Genomic DNA, 17,477 nt, shown 5'->3' on the forward strand with positions numbered 1-17,477 from the left:
TAGGCATCCCCTGCCGGTTACAAGAAGCTTGAAAAATCATACTTTTGTACTCGTTGTGGTTGATAAATAAAATAAGTGTCTGGCTAGACGCTGTTTTGTTTAAAGGCCCTGACTCATGGCCGTTCTACCTCCCCGTAGAGCGGCCATTCAATTCCTGGCTGAAGTCCCTTCTGAATGCTGCTTATAAGCTGTTTTACGTTTCTATGTCACTGTTTTACATTACTATCAGTTTGTTGCCATTCCCGATGCGGCATTTCACATCCATTTTCTCAAGGATGCGTAAGACCTGTTGCAGGGAAAGATCCCGCTGTATTTCCCCACCAAATTTCCTGGTAGGGATTTTTCCTTCAAATACGATCTCTACATCATACCATCTGGCGATCTGCTGAAGCACCTGTCGCAGATCAAGCCCGTCAAAATTGAACATACCGTTCTTCCAGGCCATTACCTGATCAATGTTCACTGTTCTGTTCAGTACTACCTTTCCGTTGTCAGCCACTGCCTGCTGAAGAGGATTCAGCACAACGCGCCGGTCAGGATCATCCCCTGTTTTCATCACTACTTTACCATCCAGCAACGTCGTGCTGATTGGGCTTTCATCGGAATAGGCATGTATATTAAAGTTGGTCCCGAGTACCTCTACCGTTGCACGATCATCGACCTGTACACGGAAAGGTTGCTGTGGATCTTTAGCGACTTCGAAATAAGCCTCTCCCCTTAAGGTCACCACTCTTTCATTGCCATTGAAGGCGGTCGGATAACGAAGGGATGTAGCGGCATTCAGCCATACGGCTGTACCATCCGGTAATACGACCCTGAACTGACCGCCACGCGGCGTAGTGAGTGTATTAAAGCTGGTGCCTGCTGCACGGGCATCCGCCTTATATTGTAAGGTTCCCCCTTGCTGTTGTACGGTGCTATTTCCCTGTACGAGTTGTTGTTTCCCCATACTGTCAAGGGACACAACGCTACCGTCCGCCAGTGTCAGGACGGCTTTATCCGTTCCGGGGGCTTTATCATATATAGCAGCGATCTGCTGTGCAGGCTTACGCTGTACCAGTACCCAGGTACCGGACGCTGCCAGTAATACAATAGCCGCAGCTGCCCACCAGTAACGTCTCAACGGATGGATACGCAATGATGTCTGTGTTTCCGGCTGTTCCTCTGCAAGAAAGGACAGCTTATTAAACACCTTATCTATCGGCTGCTGGTGTCTGGAATACAGTTCCTCCGCTGTACCTTCTACGTCCACCTGTTCTATCATTTCCTGCCATATGCGCGCAAACTGCTGATCGGCAGCATAAGTGGCCAGTTTCCTGACCTCCGTTTCCGTACAGGCTTTTTGCAGAAATTTATCGAACAGACCTCGCAGTTCTTCCTCATGAAAAACATCTTCCATAATAGCTAATACGAACAAGGAGAAATAAATAACTACTCTCCTTGAAAATTATTTTAAAATAAAATAGAGCAGGATAATACCGGCGATATCCGGGTGGTCCGCCAGGTATTCCCGCAGGAATCTGGTGGCCTTAACTATATGATTATTAACGGTAGATGGAGAAATGCCCAGTAACAGACTAACTTCATCATGACTCTTCCCCTCCAGTTTACAGAGGGTAAATACCAGTTTACGTTGCGGGGGTAAGGCGTCTACGGCCTGCTGGAGCAGAAATGCATTCTCTTTCTGTTCCAGTCTTTCTTCTGTGTGCGTGTAATGGTCAATACTGGCTTCCAGGAGCCGGTTCAGCAGCTGGGTACTGCGGTTAGCCTTTCTGAAGAGATCTATGGCCAGATTGTCTGCTATTTTGAATAAATAGGACCTGAATGAGCGATTGGGGTCAATAACGGTATGTTTCTGCCATACGACAATGAACACCTCCTGGAGCAGTTCAGTAGCGAGGTCTTCAGAATGTAATAACTTCAGCAGCTTACCATAAATACGGGGTGCATAATGATAATAGATCGCCTGAAAGGCATCTCTGTCACCTGCCGCCATCTTTTCCAGTAAAGCTGTTTCGTTATCTAACATTCCTGACATGCTACTTTCATTCTCCACTGATTTGGTAGAATAGGGCGCTAAAGTAAGTAAAAAGCAGTGTTTTTTACAATGAGGAATCAGGAATTACCAATCAGAAAGACGACAAATTGCCTCTTTTACCGCTATGGAATGGTTTTATAACGATTGGCGGCAAATATTAATACATATGCATAAATATTATGGGTTGCTCATGTAATGAGCAACCCATAAAGATATTCTCCAATACGATAATTAGTTCTTTTCTGCCAATTCTTTGACTTTCTCCAATGCCTTCGGCCAGGTATTTACAAAATACTCCTTATGGCTTTCTGCAATGTCCATATCAACCACAAGTTCGGTGTGACCATCTACATTCTTTAATGTATAGTTTTCATGCGCACCGGCCCATTGTTTTACCTCCGGACTGTCAAAATCCTCTTTCCCTTCCTTGACATAACCCAGGTGTTCTATGGACATATACTTGTTAGGAATGTTTTCTGCAATGGAGGATACCATACCACAATTTTCAGCATCCAGGAACAGTACCTTACTGCCTTTTTTCCAGTCAGTTTTAGCCCATGATCCTGGCGCAAATACGGATGTCCATTCCCTGTAAGAAGCGTCATCCCACAATATCTGCCACACCTTTTCGCGTGGACCATTAATCATGATCCTGAATTCCTGTTTTTCCATAATAAGTGTTTTTATGTGTTTCTAAATGGATGAATAATGGAAACTTTGTTCGCTGTAACAAAGATGGAATTCTTTTAGGTTCGGGAGGCGGTGCGCTTACGACATTCTTGCGGGGCAGAACAGTCAAAAAAAATTAAGAATTAACAATTAAGAATTAACAATTCGAATGCAGCGGAGATTGTTTGAAAACCACTACTACATTATAAACTAGTACCAGTATCCAAATAATAAGAGGCTGCACCAAAGTTTGATGCAGCCTCTTCCAGTTAAATTCTTAATTCTTAACTATTAATTCTTAATTTCTTATTTCGTTTGTACTACTTTCTGGATGGTGCCATCAGTGTTATAAAACAGTTTGTCCACGCAAATAGACCTTAACCAGTCATGATGTGACAATGCACTATTATGATAGAAAGAATACCACTGTCCTTTGTATTCTACAATAGAACCGTGATTGGTATAACTGTCTGTCGGATCCATATAGATGCCACGGTAAGTCCATGGTCCCAGCGGACTGTCACTGGTCGCATAACGCATCTGGTTGTGCTTACCGTCTTTGTCGTTATTATCAGCATAAGACAGGTAATACACGCCATCGCGTTTGTGTACCCAGGTAGCTTCATGAAAATCTACCAGCCCTTCCATTGGTTGCATAGTGCCGTCTATTTCCAGCATATTATCCATCAGTTTACCACCTTTACAGACACCGCCACCGCCATAATAGAAATAGGCCAGACCGTCGTCATCGATGAATACACATGGATCGATCATGGGTTCCAGATCAGGCAGGAAACCCTGTACCTTAAATCCTTCAGCAGGACTGTTGCTCGTCGCCACGCCTATCTTCCAGGTCTTATTCCATTCATCGCCGCTTGGATGCGGGAAATAGAAATAATAGGTACCTTTTCTGAATACACAATCAGGCGCCCACATAAAACCACCATCCTTTCTTCCCCAGGGAACCTGGCTGGCACGCAGGATCTCTCCATGATCTTTCCAGTTTACCATATCATCTGTAGAGAAAACATGATACTGGTCCATCAGATCGCATCCACGGGGCGGTGCTATATCATGAGAAGCGTATACGTATAATCTGCCATCTGACCATACATGCGCCGAAGGATCTGCAGTGTATATATCTGTAATAAACGGGTTCTTTTGTGCACTGGATGAAAGCGCCGACAATGCCATACATGCGATGGAGAACGAACGCATGATCATTCCCTTCATCTGACTGATCTTCAATTGCTGCATACCTGTTACTTTTGATTTACTGTTATGGAACTTTAATTACTATGATTTGTGAATAATTAAATTGTTTGTAACTATCATCTACACGTGCACCCAGTCTGGCATAAAATGTTCTGCCGGATTTCAGGTTCGGCACCTTTATTTCGTACGTCTTTGCTGCAATCTCGTCTGACCAGCTGGCATTAATATCCACTTTATTCGGATCTGTATACTGGCTGATCGTAGCGCCGCTACCTACATAATCGCTGATGTTTACAAATGGTTTGATATCGAGTAAACGGGGCAATCCCGCTTCTTTCGGCGCTGACAATTTACAACGCATGATTAACGTGGTACCCTGCAGTTCGTGTTCAAACTGTGTGATACGAAGATACGGCGTCAGTGTAAAATCCTGCGTGGTCGTGCCGTTAATATCGATCTCTATTCCTTCTACCGGCCAGAAAGCGCCATTTGCGGGCGTTACCCTATAGTGACCACTGAACAGTTTTGTATCTTCAAATGTACCGTCACTTTTTGACGGGATGTATTGTGGTGTTGGTGTTGCACTCCAGCTCAGCTCTTCCAGCTTCACCTGTACACCACCGGTTTCTGTCATAAAATTCTCCTTGGAATCGTTGTCCAGCAGCCGGCCTTTAAATGCGGCATCCGGTCCCTCATAATTGTCCTCCTTGGAGCAGGAAGACACGAACGTGGCGGACAGTAAGATAAATAATCCTGTTATAATCTTGCGCATGGTACTCAGTTTTTAATTAATGGTTAGGATTGTTGGGGAACAGATTGGGGTTCTTACCCAGTTCTCCGCCAGGGATCGGCTCGTAATAGAACTTTTTCTCAAAGTTGTAAGAACGCTGGAAGGGCTCCATTTCACGCAGGAAGATGTACTTCTTTTCATCTGCCACATAATAAGGCATCAATGCGTGGTATTTGGTATTATCCAGCATTCTGTCCGCAATACGCCATCTTCTCAGGTCCCACCAGTATTGTTTTTCAAAAGCCAGTTCTTTACAGCGCTCATTCCTGACAGTATCTATGTCAGGATCTGCCGTCAACTGCGGAGCGCCCGCCCTGTCTCTCAGGTCATTCACCACCGTTCTTGCATCAGAGAGGTTATTCAATTCTACTGCCGCCTCTGCCCTGTTCAGCAGTACTTCCGCGTAGCGCATATCGATCCAGCTTTGTGTACTCATGTACAATCCGCAGGCAGATTGTGCACGGTTATAGTCGATATATTTCCTTACATAAAAACCGGTACGGGTCAGGTTATCATCATCCGTACTGATACCGGTAAAACCAATAATGCGCATACCATCGTAGAGGGTTTCCGTTTTACCTGCCAGGTGTCTGTATTGGCGGTTCGGCGGGTTCTGTCCTGCTTCATCCTGGGCAGTACCCTGGAAATGCTCATAGATACCCCGCTGCATATCAAATTGTTTTCCTCTCAGCGAAGCACCGGGGAAATAAACGGTTGCCAGTAACCTTGGTTCTACGCCCTGCATCAGCTGAGCCGTATTATCAAAACGACGGGGTGTACCATCTGCATTTACGACCGGTAATTGTCCGTTAAAACGCTCGATCAGTTCCAGTGTTGGATAAGCACGGGACAAACCATCAGCGGTCATAAAGCGGCAGGTCATTGTAGCGTCCCAGCTATGTGCGGTGTTGCTGGTGAGGGAATAGTCGCGTACGAGTATATTTTCTGTGCTTTCCTTATCCAGGAAAAGATCTACGTAGTTTTGTTCTTTATCTGACTTTTTACGATACAGGCTATAGTGTCCTTCCAACAGCTTCGCAGCATCCCATGCACGCTGAAAGAAACCCTGTGCCGCAGACGCCGGAATACCTACATAACCCAGTGTTCTGGCTTCTCCCTCAACAAAGTTCGCCGAACCATATTTCGCAATTGTACCAGCATATAACATGGCTCTTGATTTCAATGCCGCTGCTACATAACGGTTGGCCCGTCCTCTGGGACTGGTCTCCGGCATCTTCTTATAAGCGCTGTCCAGATCAGCTGCCACAAAATTCCAGACGTCTACTTCCTTATCGCGGTGTACCTGCAATTCTTCCAGACTTTGCTCCGGATAATGCTGTACCTGTTTAATGATAGGAATACCCCCGTAGCGTTTCACCAGTGCGAAGTAGAAATAAGCACGGCAGAAATAGGCTTCCCCCATCCAGGCGTCTATCTGTTCTTTGGAAAATCCCGCACCAAATACCGGCAGGTTTTCCAGGAAATAATTCACCGTGCGGATATCTCCGTAGGGCCAGTAACCAAATCCTCCGGCGCCATCATATGTACTACCATATGGACCTACCATTTCGCCACAGAGTGCACCAGGATGATAGAATTGTTCCCATCCACGGTTAAATCCGGAATTTGCCTGCTGATAAAAGAAGTCTTCAATCGGCAATGCTTTATAGATCGTTGCCATGTAACCTGCCACACCAGCCTCTGTGCCAAAAACGTCCTTATCCTGGATCACATTCAGGGGTTCTACATTCAGGTCATGACAGGCGGGTTGTATCAGCAGGGTGAATATTATGATGATGCTTAAATATATCTTACTCTTCATGTGGTTTCAGTTTAGAAAGTAATGCCGGCTCCTACGCTGAACGTTCTGTTCATAGGATATTTGTAACCGCCCTGGGAATAGTTCCAGTCTGCCCCGGTGGCAACAGTACCCGGGTGTTCAGGATCGCTGTTTTTCAATCCGGTGATAGTGGCCAGATTATAACTGTTAATAAAGGCGCGCAGATTCGTTATACCGACACGGCTCAGCAGTTTTTTCGGAATCGTATAGCCGAACTCCAGACTTTTAATCCTCATATAGCTGGCATCCTGTACTGCTTTTGTGCCTTCTGCGGATGCTGATCCCATAGCTGGATATCTACCCGGCACCCATACGGTGTTAGGATCAAAAACATCTGCTCCCGGATCGGCTGTATGCCATCTGTCCAGGAATGGTGTAAGTGCACTACGGCCATACATCAGCGGCTCTGCCATCTGTTCTGCATACTGTACATAGAAATCAGTCGCGCCTTGCAGGAGCATATTGAAGTCAAATCCTTTCCAGGCAGCGCCTATGGTCATACCGAAGTTCACCAGAGGAATATCTCTTGTAGCAATAGGCGATTCGTCTTTTCCATCAATCACACCATCATTGTTCCAGTCGATGTAGTAATAGTCGCCCGGTACAATTCCCTGGTTCCCACCACCTGCATTGACAGTATGATTATAGATCTGATCGTAGGATGTAAATTGCCCGCCGTACTGCTTTCCCCACCAGATATTCGTATAACGATCCGCCTGTGAGTTTTTCCAGTTCTCATAGGAGTTACCGGCTTTCGTCTGCTGCACCGTACGCATCATTCTACGCGTAGATGCCACATTCGCAGTAATGTTATAACTGAAATCACCCAGAGTATTCCGATGTGTCAGCACGATCTCATACCCCCTTGTTCTGTCGCTGTTCAGGTTTTCCTGCGGCAGGTTAGTTCCTACGGTACCAGGTAGTGTAGTCGTCCTGGTAGCCAATAAACCAGATCTGTTACGGATGAAGTAATCTACCGAACCACCCAGTAATCCTTTCAGCAGATCAAAGTCCACACCCAGATTCAGCGTTTTCGCTGTATACCAGGTCAGATCAGGATTCACAACACCTCTGGAGGCCATTCCGTTTACATAATTACCGCCGAAGAAGTATCCTGGTGATGGATAATTATAACCTGAAATGTACTGGAAGCCTGTAGCGCTATCATCCCCTGTTTTACCATAGGAAGCGCGGACTTTCAGGTTATTCAGCAAGGTCGGAGAAAGGATGGACTGTATGAATCGCTCTTCACTCAGTCTCCAACCCACAGATACGGCCGGGAAGAAACCCCATTGTGCGCCCGGTTTAAACTTGCTGGAACCGCCATATCGGAAACTGAAGTCAAACAGGTATTTGCTTTTGAAATCGTAGTTCATTTTACCGACAAGCCCCTTATTCACCGTTTCCCATAATCCGTTTCCATCCATATTACCCAGCTGGTTAGTCTGGTCACCTGCAAACAGGTAAGGTAAGCCTAGTGAAAATTCCCGCTGTGCAAAGAAGTTGTCCGCCGTAGCATGATTTTCTTCATACAATAACAGTCCTGTTACATTGTGTTTCGCAGCGAACAGGCGGTTATAATTCAGCGACAGCTGATACAATGAGGCGGTATTATTACCATAATTACGATTCACCGTAGAAGGTGAATTCACCAGCGTAGGAATATATTTATCATTCTGCCGGTCGTATTCATACAGGCTATAAGACTTTCTGACCATGGTATTGTCTACGATATTAAAACCGTAGTTGTACATACCTCGCGCCATCAGTCCCTGGATGCCTGGTATATCGTATTCCAGTGCCAGTTGTCCCTGAAAGTTCTTATTCTTAAACGCCTGCGATCCTACAATAGCTGAATTCGTCATTACCACCGGATTGGCATTGTCCGGCTCCAGGTGCGGATACAGCGGATTACCATTTGCATAGATCTGATCCGTCGGCAGCTGGTTCCAGGTGTATTTAAACATCTCCCATACGCCCCTGCCGCCCGGTTGATTTTTAGTATCCGTATAACCAGACAAGAGCAACTGTGCACGCATCCGGTCATTGATCTTTGCGTTAATATTGGAGCGGAAGTTCCAGCGGTCATAATTCATATCGTTGGTACGAAACAGACCATCCTGGTTGAAATAGCCCAGGTTGAAGAAGTAATTCGCCCTGTCATTCCCACCGTTCACACTCAAGGTATGTTGCGTTTCCGGTGCAAATTCCCGCATTGTGGCGCCTACCCAGTCCGATGACTTTAATGTCCCGTTTTTATACAGTTCCATATCTGCATCTGAGAACGACGGCGGCATCTGATTATAGAAATTATTCCCGAAATCCCGCTTCTGCTTTTCATTCTTCAGCATCATATACTGCAAAGCATCCACACCCTGTGGTACATTCAGGAACTGCTGCCAGCTTTGGTTCACCGAATACGTGATATCAAACTTGCCATTCGGATTACGGGAGCCTTTCTTACTGGTCACCACGATCACCCCATTGGCTGCCTGTACCCCATAAATAGCTGCCGAGGCGTCCTTCAGAATAGAAATACTCTCTATCTCATTCGGGTCCATTCTTGACAGATCACTCCCACTCCTGGGCACTCCATCAATAACGACCAGCGGGTTTCCCATCCCTCTGATGTCAAAGACGTTGTCGTATGCCCCCGGTTCACTACTTTTCTGCACCACCCTGAGTCCAGGTAGTTTACCTGTCATCATATTGATGACGTTCTCATTCTTGGTCGTCACCAGCTCACTGGCTTTGATCACGGAAACTGCACCTGTCACGGTTGCTTTCTTTTGGGTACTATACCCGGTTACAATTACCTGGTTCAGACCTGCGGTCGTTGCCGGTAAGCGTATCAGCAGTGTACCGGAGCCTGTATAAGGCACTCTGATCTCCCGGTAACCGACCAGGCGGATGTACAATGACAGTGTCTGTCCTTCTGGTGCTTTGACTGAAAAGCGACCATCTTTCCCTGAGATGGTCCCCGATTGCGTCCCGGCAATACCGATAGTCACCCCCTCCAGTACATTGCCGTTAGCGGAGTCAATGACCTGTCCGCTGATCGTTTTTGTCAATGCCCCCTCGTTGTCTCGTTTTTGTGCTGTGGTTTGTCCCGGTCGGGATAAAATAATAGCGCCGATGAATAATAGCTGGAAGAACAGGAAATTTCCGCCCTTGCTTTTCATAACATGGACGCGTGCGTCATACGTGGATCTTTTCATATTTGCGGCTTTGCTTTTGTCCTTTTAACAAGGAGGTCTGTAGAATTCTGGTTTCATAACTGGATTAAAGAGTTTTATGCTGATTCACTCATGACATAGATTCTTCTATTGGCGATCAAGGTGTAAGAAACTATCCGGGAGGTTAAAAAAGGTTTAACAAAAGGGTTAATGAGGGGGTTAATGGCTGACTATTTTTCAAATTTGTGAAAATTTCATGACGGTTTAAGTGTGTGGGATACGTTTCATCGATTTTGAATGCGTGGATTAGGGGGATAGTGATGATTCGTTCCTATACTGCGGGAGTTGTTAGTTGAGATTGTGTATTTGTTTGTGGATGGATTGGTTTTGACATGGATGGTAGTTGAGTGATCTGGTCTAGAGGAATTGGGGCTTGGGGACACTGCGTGCGGTTTCAGGAGGGACCCGGGCTGTATTCTTTGAAGCGTTCGCGCGATGATGCAGTTTGGGGCGTATTTGGTGGTGGGGGGATGATTAAACGTTGGGGGAGGTCGGTCAGCTGCGCATCAAACAACGAGGGCCCCTGGTCTCCTCCTGAAACCTCCCGCTGAACGGTCCTGTCTCCTAAGATAGTAGGTTGCACAATTTTAGCCAGTTTTAATACTTGCCTAAATCAAATAATCTAAGTATCTTGAAGACATCCTTTTTACTGACTGTTCCCTAACAAATTGATTTTGTATAAGTAACAGGTATTTGCTTTCGTCAACAAAGCAAACCTTTAGCTCAAATATCTAACTTCTAATATTTTTCCCCTTCCATCTCCCTTTGCCAAATGCTTATGCCAATGGTTTGACTATAGTCATGCTACGTTAATGCCTCGTTTTCCAATGAAAGATCAACGAATGACAAGTACAGAATAGAGCCGTTAAAGAAGCAAATTTATAATATGCGATCTTGATTAATTGTACTCTCCATAGCAGTACTTACAAGACGAGTACCCACAAAAAACCAATAAACAGGAACGTAAGATAGACAGCAGCCAACAGCGAATTAGTTAATAGTCAGCCTCCAGGCAGCGGCGGTTTCAGGTAGGAGACGCTGGCCTTAGCTATCTGAAGTAGGCCGACGCCTTGCAACACCGCTTCATACCACCCAAATGCCTACCCAAGCACCAACGCTGAATACATAGATACTTCAGAGAGCATCAGCCAGTGGCCCTATCTGAAACCATAGCAATGCCCCCAAGACGATTACTCAAAAAAATCAATAAATTAGAGAAAGGAGACCACTATGCTTTAATCACATCGTTGAAGGACTTATAAAACTCCTCGCCATAAATATCCCGATAGTCCTTGACGAACTTCTCATAAGTATTATTAGCCAGAGAATATCGCCGCAATAAAACAAGACTTTTACACTTGAACTCCAATGCTTCTTCATTAAGCCGGTCAAAAAAGAAGATCGCATTAGCCACCCGGATCACAAACTCAGGATCTTCAGACTCCTGCTTGAGATAAGCCAGACTCATATCAATAACCACATTACTCACTTCAGCCTTAACGTCATCTAACCAGTCATATTCAGTCTTCGCCAGAAATGCACCAGATTCAATCACTTTCAGCAAAGCAGTCATTACAGGACGATCAACGAAGCTATGTGCCTTCGTGAGATGAACAAACTGCTCATAATCAAGCGAAAACTGTCCTTCATTGAACTGAAACTGCCAATACACAGATTTCTTGTTAATCATGCAGTTACCAATCTTCTCCAGAATGCTTTTCAGCTTCGCCAGGTTAACAGAGCGATTATTTTTAGCGTCTTTAGCCGATTTACCATTCCAGAGAATCTCTGTCAGTTCATCCGAAGTAATCCCCTGTCCCGTTCTGACAGTATAAATCAGGATCAATAAGAGCAGTTCTTTCATCAATGGCGTGAACAGCCCCGTCAGCTCCGTACCATCTTCACTAAATGCCTGAAAAGGACCGAACAGACGAATAGACGAACGGGCAGGTAGCACAGGCTGCAAAGGAACAACAACAGGGTCTTCTACGGAAGCTGGTGGTAGATTGGGATCATCCTCCACAGCCAAAGGTTGTGCTTCGATGAAGTCGGTTTCAGGTGCTTCTTCGGGCACTGCGATAACAGGAGCCGTATCCGGTGAACTGGTTTGCATTGGGGTAACAAGCTGCTTATTTCGTTTTCTACTGTACCGCCACAAGACAAGTATGCACGTCAGCAAAAATAGTCCTATGAATAAAAGCCATTTATGGAAGCCTTTTTGAGGAGCAGCAGCGGCAGTTTCTATCACCGGATCCAGTGGTGGGAAATCGATCGTATAGACTTTCACACTGGTTTCGCGTTGATGCAATTCCTGGTCTGCATACAACAATGTGACGGCTACTAATTTACCCGCTCCAGGAGCATAGTAAAGATCTGCAAAGGACTGTACATCGTAAAAAGAATAAGGGATCGGAGTACCTGTCAGTTTATAGACCGGTTTATCCAATGAACCCTGGATCAGTTGCAATTTGGAATTAAAACTGTCTTTGGGGAATACAAGTCCGTAGTACTGGCGTCTTTTGGCATCTATCACCAGACTGTTCGCAAATGTGAATCTGCCATAGACAGAATCCAGGTTGAAACGTTTAGTGAATGTTCCGGAACGAATATCAAAGGAAAAGAGATCGTAGTAACCTCCCGGATCCAGCATCTGATCGCCGGTTATACTACCATAACCACCCACAATGAAAGCTGTATCTCCGGTAGCGTTGAGACCAAGCCCTGCCAGATAACGGGGAGGAAAGAAATGACCGCTGACCGACAAGGTATCCCAGTTGCCGGTACGCAGCTGATAACGTTGCACCTGGTTCTTGTACTTCAGCTGACCGTATCCTCCGATGATATATAACGAAGTATCCAGCGGAGAAACAAACTTATTAGCGTGCCAGTATTCGGTTAGAATGGTATCGGGGAAAGTCTTGTTCCATTGCGAGGAAGAAGGATCATAAGTGGCCAGCTTCCGGTGGTCGATATAGAAATTATAGAAACGGTTGGTCAGCGTATCATAGATACCCTGACAACCGATCAGGATGTTCTCCTGTTTAGCGCTCTTTGCAGTACGTGGATGCTGATTCTGCCGCAGATCGTAGGTAATGATAGAGTCGATGCCGGCAATCAGTAGTTGTTCATTTCTGCTATCAAAGCCTGTTACGGCATTACCATTCAACTGAAAGGCGCCGGCCATTTTCCAGTACTGATGCCCCGGCTTCAGCCATACACCATTTTTGACCCTGGCGGGCTCACGGGCACTGATATCATAACAAAGGGTATCGGATACTTCTTCCAGCGGCCAGTGATTATGCAGGCGATCATTATTGAAGATGCGGATATCCTTGATACGCATGGGAGGAATGTCACGGGTATGAAAGCGCTCGTCGTCATTGGCGCCATAGAGAAAACGAAAGCAATTGCCTTTGAAGTTGAAAGCAGTACTTCCTGCCTGACGGTCATTGAGAGAAAGCGATATCAGCTGTTTGTTGAGGTCCAGCGTGATAGCCAGTTTGTTCCAGTCATTGTACAGCCTGTATGCGTCTGCCGCAAAAGAGATGTTGAAGAATTTTTGTCCGGAGATGATGCGGAAAAGAGATGCCCGCTGATCATAGATCAGGTCAATATTCTGGTTCTCGTTGATGATACGCAGGATGTAACCAAAATAAATATGATTATAGGAAACAAAGTTCAGATCAAATTCCAGCCTTACTACGCCTGATAGACATATGGGCCTGCCGCTACCAATTTCAAAGGAAGTCCTTTTCTCGGCAACCGCTTCATGTCCGTTGAACGCCAGCCCATAGGATAAATAAGATTGCGCCTGTCCTATAGTACTAAAAATGAGTAACAAAAATATAGTAAGGAAAGATCGATACATACTTAAACAAAAAAACGATATTAAGTTGTATTGAACAATCCCCAGGCGCATTTTTTTATTTGGTCCACCGGCTAGTAGACCACCAGAACAGCTCCTTTCTCCTGTACGGGCTGCCCCAGAATATCAATTCCCTGCAGCAACCACACATAAGCCCCGGCATCTACTTTTTTACCACGGAAGGTGCCATCCCATCCGGTGCTGACATCTTTAGCGGTATATACACTGTTGCCCCAGCGGTCCATTACGGTAAACAGACTATAAGTAGCCACTCCTATCCCTTTGGGTCTGAAGATGTCGTTATGCCCGTCGCCATTAGGAGAGAAAGCGGTAGGCGCGTATACTTTCACCGCATCGATGATATCGACCTTGAAGTAGGTCGTCGGACTCACACATTCCCCAAACTGATAATTAATACCAAAAGTCGTACTACCCGTGATATCTGTTACGCTGAATTCTCCTGTTGTATTTGTTTCAGACCATTCTGTGCCCGGACGGAAGAGATTATAACTACCCTGGTGCAGGTTGGTTACTTTGATATCGGCGGTCATTCCCTTCATGATCACGACATCTTTTACCGTCGGAGCCAGCAGCAAAATGTCCACTGCGTTTACAGGTAAAGGATCACTGTATACGACGCAACCATAGGCGTCTGTTACCCGCAACGTATAGTCATATCCTCCAGGCAACGATTGTGCCTGTAAAGAGGTAGAAATAACCGTACTGTCAGGAGTCAGCCATGCATAAGACAGCGGTTCCTTCCCATTGACACCCAGACCGGCAATAGCACCGGAGGTCATACTGCAAACGTCATCGATAATAGACAGATAAGTAGCATCTATACGCGGCAGATTGGGTGTTTTCAGGATAATGGTAGCAACCAGCTGCTCACATTGTTCAATATCTTTTACATACAATCTGTAAATACCATCGCCTGCATTGGTCAGGTCTTTTACCGTGCTCACTTCCATATCATTCATATTCAGCCAACGGTAACTGGCGGGCGTCCCTCCTGCCAGGATCATACCTGTGACACTACCATTGTTCAGGTTACAAACCGGATTCTGCGTATTTAACTGTGAAACCGTGATCAGGTCAGGTTCATGCTGCGGTACATCAAAATCTGTTGTAACGTTACAGCCATAGGTATTTGAAATCTCCAGGCGATAATTGCCAGGGGCCAGATTCGTCAGATTAAGACCAGTACCGATCACGGTACCATTATCGTCCATCCAGCGGGTAGTTTCCGCATTAGTGGCCTGTAAGCCTGTGATACTACCATCATTCACCGTACAGGATGCTTCTCCGATGATAGCCGTACTACGGTCAATCAGGATCTCTCCCGGTGCGGTGATGACAAATGGCTGTGAAGGTCCTGCTGCCGGACAGCCAGATTGATCAGAAAAAGCAAGTGTATAGGTACCAGCAGGAACATTGGTCAGCTGCGCGGTATTCCCTACGGTTTGTCCGGTGGCATCGGTCCAGGTATAGGTGATCGTACCGGTACCGTTTACGACTAGTCCGGTGATACTACCTGTCGGCTGACTACAAACTGCGTTCTGCAATTGCACGGTGCTCAGGTTGAGCACCGGTGCATTTACAGCGCTAATTTCAAAAGGTCCGCCGGTTGCCGTACAACCGTTAATCGTGTCTGTAATGGTGATATTATAGTTGCCGGGGGCAAGGTTATTAATAGTCGGGCCAGCGCCAATACTTACAGCGGGCATATTGACATTATACCAGTTGTATTTCAGGTTAATACCCTGGAACTGGAGGCCTGTGATGCTGCCGTTATTAACGCCACATCTGGCAGGAATGATCGTCATAGTACCTGTCTGAATCACAGGACTTATATCTTTTACCTCAAAGAAAGGTGAATACTCAACGCACTCCGGTTTGTTACATCCCGCGCCATACATTACCAGGCGGTATCTACCTGCCGGCACATTCAGCAAAGAAGTATCTGTACCAACTGTATTTCCGTTTTCATCTTCCCAGTGAAAAGGTGTTGCGTTGTATAAAATCTTGTTGATAATACGTCCGGTACTTTCTCCACAGGCCGTATGTACAATATTATTTTCAATATCATCACTCCATACCGGATTACTGTAATCGGAGGTAGCGCCGGTAGCATCAGTGGCGGAGAAGATTACACCGTCACGGCCTTTCAGTGCATAGGTCCATTTACCATCTGCACCGGCTAAAAATGTTTCAATATAATTACGGCCATCACACTTACGTCCGTTACCACATCTGTAAGGAATAAAAGCCTCCATTTTAGCATTTGGCGTAGCTATCCCGGTGATGGTGGTAGCATTACAGGTCAGCACCCGTACAAAAGGCTTTGCTTTCCCATCAGCAGGATTCCAGTTCAGTAATTGTATACTATTAGCAGGTCCTGTTACAATAGAAGTATTATTGTTACAGAACATCTCATTCTGCGATATTGTCGCCTGATAAGTAGACACAACGACCACCGGCACATCATAACAGCCGGCAATGATGTTTTTATCCAATAGTGTACCGCCGATTACGCCCCTCATACAATCGGTCAGCCGGATGCCGGAAGAACGTTGTCCGAGTACCGCTGTACCAGTAATTTCCGTCCCTATTTTATTGCGTTGCACCCGGAAAGTGCCATTGCGCAAACCATACAATCCCAGTCCGTAAACACTCTGTCCTGCTATCAGGTTATCTGCCACTGTAACGATCCCGTTTGTAGCACCGGCAATCGCTATATAATCGTCTCTGAAAAGATAAGACGCTGTCCCAGCAGTTCCACTGACATCCGTCCCGATCTTATTAAAAGTAGCTGCCACATCCCCTGCATCCGCAGAAAGATAAACACCATAAGTAGTACCGGCAATAATATTTCCCAGATCAGCCCTGTTACCACCAAATGTTACACCATTCAGGTGTGTTACCAGCACAGGCTGATAACAGGAATATGCGTCAGCTGCAATTACGCCGTCTTCCCGCATACCGATAATGTTATTCTGTATAGTCAGATTGCTGATGGTTTTAGGGTCCGTATTGGGCGCTACACCATAGATCCCGAACTTAAACCCATAAATCACATTGCCTTTAGCATTCCCTCCGATAATAATATCCGAACAGGTTCCACTGATCTGAATACCATAGCTTTCACCAGCCACTCCGCCAGTGGCGATTACGAGTCCGTAGATCTCCACATCTGAAGCGTTGTCTATTCTAAGGCCATAAAATGTCGCCTGGTCATTATTACGTAGCAGCTGTACCCTGGCAGTACTGACACCGTATACGGTGGATGCCTGTGTAGATGCATCTACCACGATGTTACTACTCAGCGCCGGCAGGTCGCTGTTAATGACAATAACAGGTCTTAACGGCGATGTCACCGAAATATTAAAATAGATATAATCTTTCTCAGTTGTACCGTTGCTGTTAGCTTTGGTAATTGCATCTCTTAGTGATCCGGGGCCGCTGTCTGCCTGCGTAGTGACAGTAAATATGGCTGCGCTGGCAGAGGAAAAAACACAAAAGAAAGATATGGTAATAAGCAGGAGTTTAACACCTGTAGGTTTCATATTTTATCAGTATTCGGGATATTTTGGCAGTTTGATTTATGCTACCGGGCTGAAAAATACACATATTTATCAAGAATATAATATAAATCAGACAATTGTTATAAAGATTCTTGCCGTCAGACGGGCATTTCAGGACACAAGAACTTAACTATCATATGCTTGGGCAAACAGGAAATTTTGGCAGAAAATATTGGTCAACGTCCCTTTTAAACAAAATAGCCGGATACAGAAGTATCCGGCCTGCTTTAACCACAGCGG

The 17,477-nt window shown here is 45.7% G+C and carries 9 protein-coding genes; all 9 read right to left on the bottom strand.

Annotated features, from left to right (window positions below):
* Positions 1 to 214: 214 nt before the first annotated feature.
* The 9 genes from CPIN_RS22310 to CPIN_RS22350 all read right to left on the bottom strand — a co-directional run bounded on the left by CPIN_RS22310 (position 215) and on the right by CPIN_RS22350 (position 17,219).
* On the bottom strand, positions 215 to 1,399 hold the full coding sequence (locus CPIN_RS22310) for a FecR family protein (protein ID WP_012792108.1): 1,185 nt from the start codon (positions 1,397 to 1,399) through the stop codon (positions 215 to 217).
* A 48-nt stretch (positions 1,400 to 1,447) separates the two neighbouring features.
* Positions 1,448 to 2,038, bottom strand: a complete 591-nt coding sequence (locus CPIN_RS22315) for an RNA polymerase sigma factor (protein ID WP_012792109.1) — start codon at positions 2,036 to 2,038, stop codon at positions 1,448 to 1,450.
* Positions 2,039 to 2,269: 231 nt separating this feature from the next.
* Positions 2,270 to 2,710, bottom strand: coding sequence for an SRPBCC domain-containing protein (locus CPIN_RS22320; RefSeq protein ID WP_012792110.1), 441 nt, complete (start codon positions 2,708 to 2,710; stop codon positions 2,270 to 2,272).
* 303 nt (positions 2,711 to 3,013) lie between these two features.
* Positions 3,014 to 3,964: a family 43 glycosylhydrolase gene (locus CPIN_RS22325; protein WP_012792111.1), complete on the bottom strand. Its 951-nt coding sequence runs from the start codon at positions 3,962 to 3,964 to the stop codon at positions 3,014 to 3,016.
* 22 nt (positions 3,965 to 3,986) lie between these two features.
* Complete coding sequence (locus CPIN_RS22330) at positions 3,987 to 4,694, bottom strand: DUF3823 domain-containing protein (RefSeq protein ID WP_012792112.1); 708 nt, start codon at positions 4,692 to 4,694, stop codon at positions 3,987 to 3,989.
* 16 nt (positions 4,695 to 4,710) lie between these two features.
* Positions 4,711 to 6,534 (bottom strand): RagB/SusD family nutrient uptake outer membrane protein, encoded by a 1,824-nt coding sequence (locus CPIN_RS22335; protein WP_012792113.1) that lies wholly within the window; start codon positions 6,532 to 6,534, stop codon positions 4,711 to 4,713.
* 11 nt (positions 6,535 to 6,545) lie between these two features.
* Positions 6,546 to 9,770: a SusC/RagA family TonB-linked outer membrane protein gene (locus CPIN_RS22340; RefSeq protein WP_012792114.1), complete on the bottom strand. Its 3,225-nt coding sequence runs from the start codon at positions 9,768 to 9,770 to the stop codon at positions 6,546 to 6,548.
* A 1,246-nt stretch (positions 9,771 to 11,016) separates the two neighbouring features.
* Positions 11,017 to 13,629, bottom strand: a complete 2,613-nt coding sequence (locus CPIN_RS22345; RefSeq protein ID WP_044219443.1) for a Kelch repeat-containing protein — start codon at positions 13,627 to 13,629, stop codon at positions 11,017 to 11,019.
* Between the two features lie 98 nt (positions 13,630 to 13,727).
* Positions 13,728 to 17,219 carry a T9SS C-terminal target domain-containing protein gene (locus CPIN_RS22350; protein ID WP_012792116.1) on the bottom strand — a complete coding sequence of 1,164 codons (3,492 nt, stop codon included), beginning with the start codon at positions 17,217 to 17,219 and terminating at the stop codon, positions 13,728 to 13,730.
* Between the last annotated feature and the right edge of the window lie 258 nt (positions 17,220 to 17,477).

It is taken from the genome of Chitinophaga pinensis DSM 2588 (genome assembly GCF_000024005.1).
Classification (GTDB): Bacteria; Bacteroidota; Bacteroidia; order Chitinophagales; family Chitinophagaceae; genus Chitinophaga; species Chitinophaga pinensis.

What these genes read in the sequence shown, in the direction of transcription:
- CPIN_RS22310 (WP_012792108.1), bottom strand. Translation starts at nt 1,399, where the DNA reads ATGGAAGATGTTTTTCATGAGGAAGAACTGCGAGGTCTGTTCGATAAA.
- CPIN_RS22315 (WP_012792109.1), bottom strand. Translation starts at nt 2,038, where the DNA reads ATGTCAGGAATGTTAGATAACGAAACAGCTTTACTGGAAAAGATGGCG.
- CPIN_RS22320 (WP_012792110.1), bottom strand. Translation starts at nt 2,710, where the DNA reads ATGGAAAAACAGGAATTCAGGATCATGATTAATGGTCCACGCGAAAAG.
- CPIN_RS22325 (WP_012792111.1), bottom strand. Translation starts at nt 3,964, where the DNA reads ATGCAGCAATTGAAGATCAGTCAGATGAAGGGAATGATCATGCGTTCG.
- CPIN_RS22330 (WP_012792112.1), bottom strand. Translation starts at nt 4,694, where the DNA reads ATGCGCAAGATTATAACAGGATTATTTATCTTACTGTCCGCCACGTTC.
- CPIN_RS22335 (WP_012792113.1), bottom strand. Translation starts at nt 6,534, where the DNA reads ATGAAGAGTAAGATATATTTAAGCATCATCATAATATTCACCCTGCTG.
- CPIN_RS22340 (WP_012792114.1), bottom strand. Translation starts at nt 9,770, where the DNA reads ATGAAAAGATCCACGTATGACGCACGCGTCCATGTTATGAAAAGCAAG.
- CPIN_RS22350 (WP_012792116.1), bottom strand. Translation starts at nt 17,219, where the DNA reads ATGAAACCTACAGGTGTTAAACTCCTGCTTATTACCATATCTTTCTTT.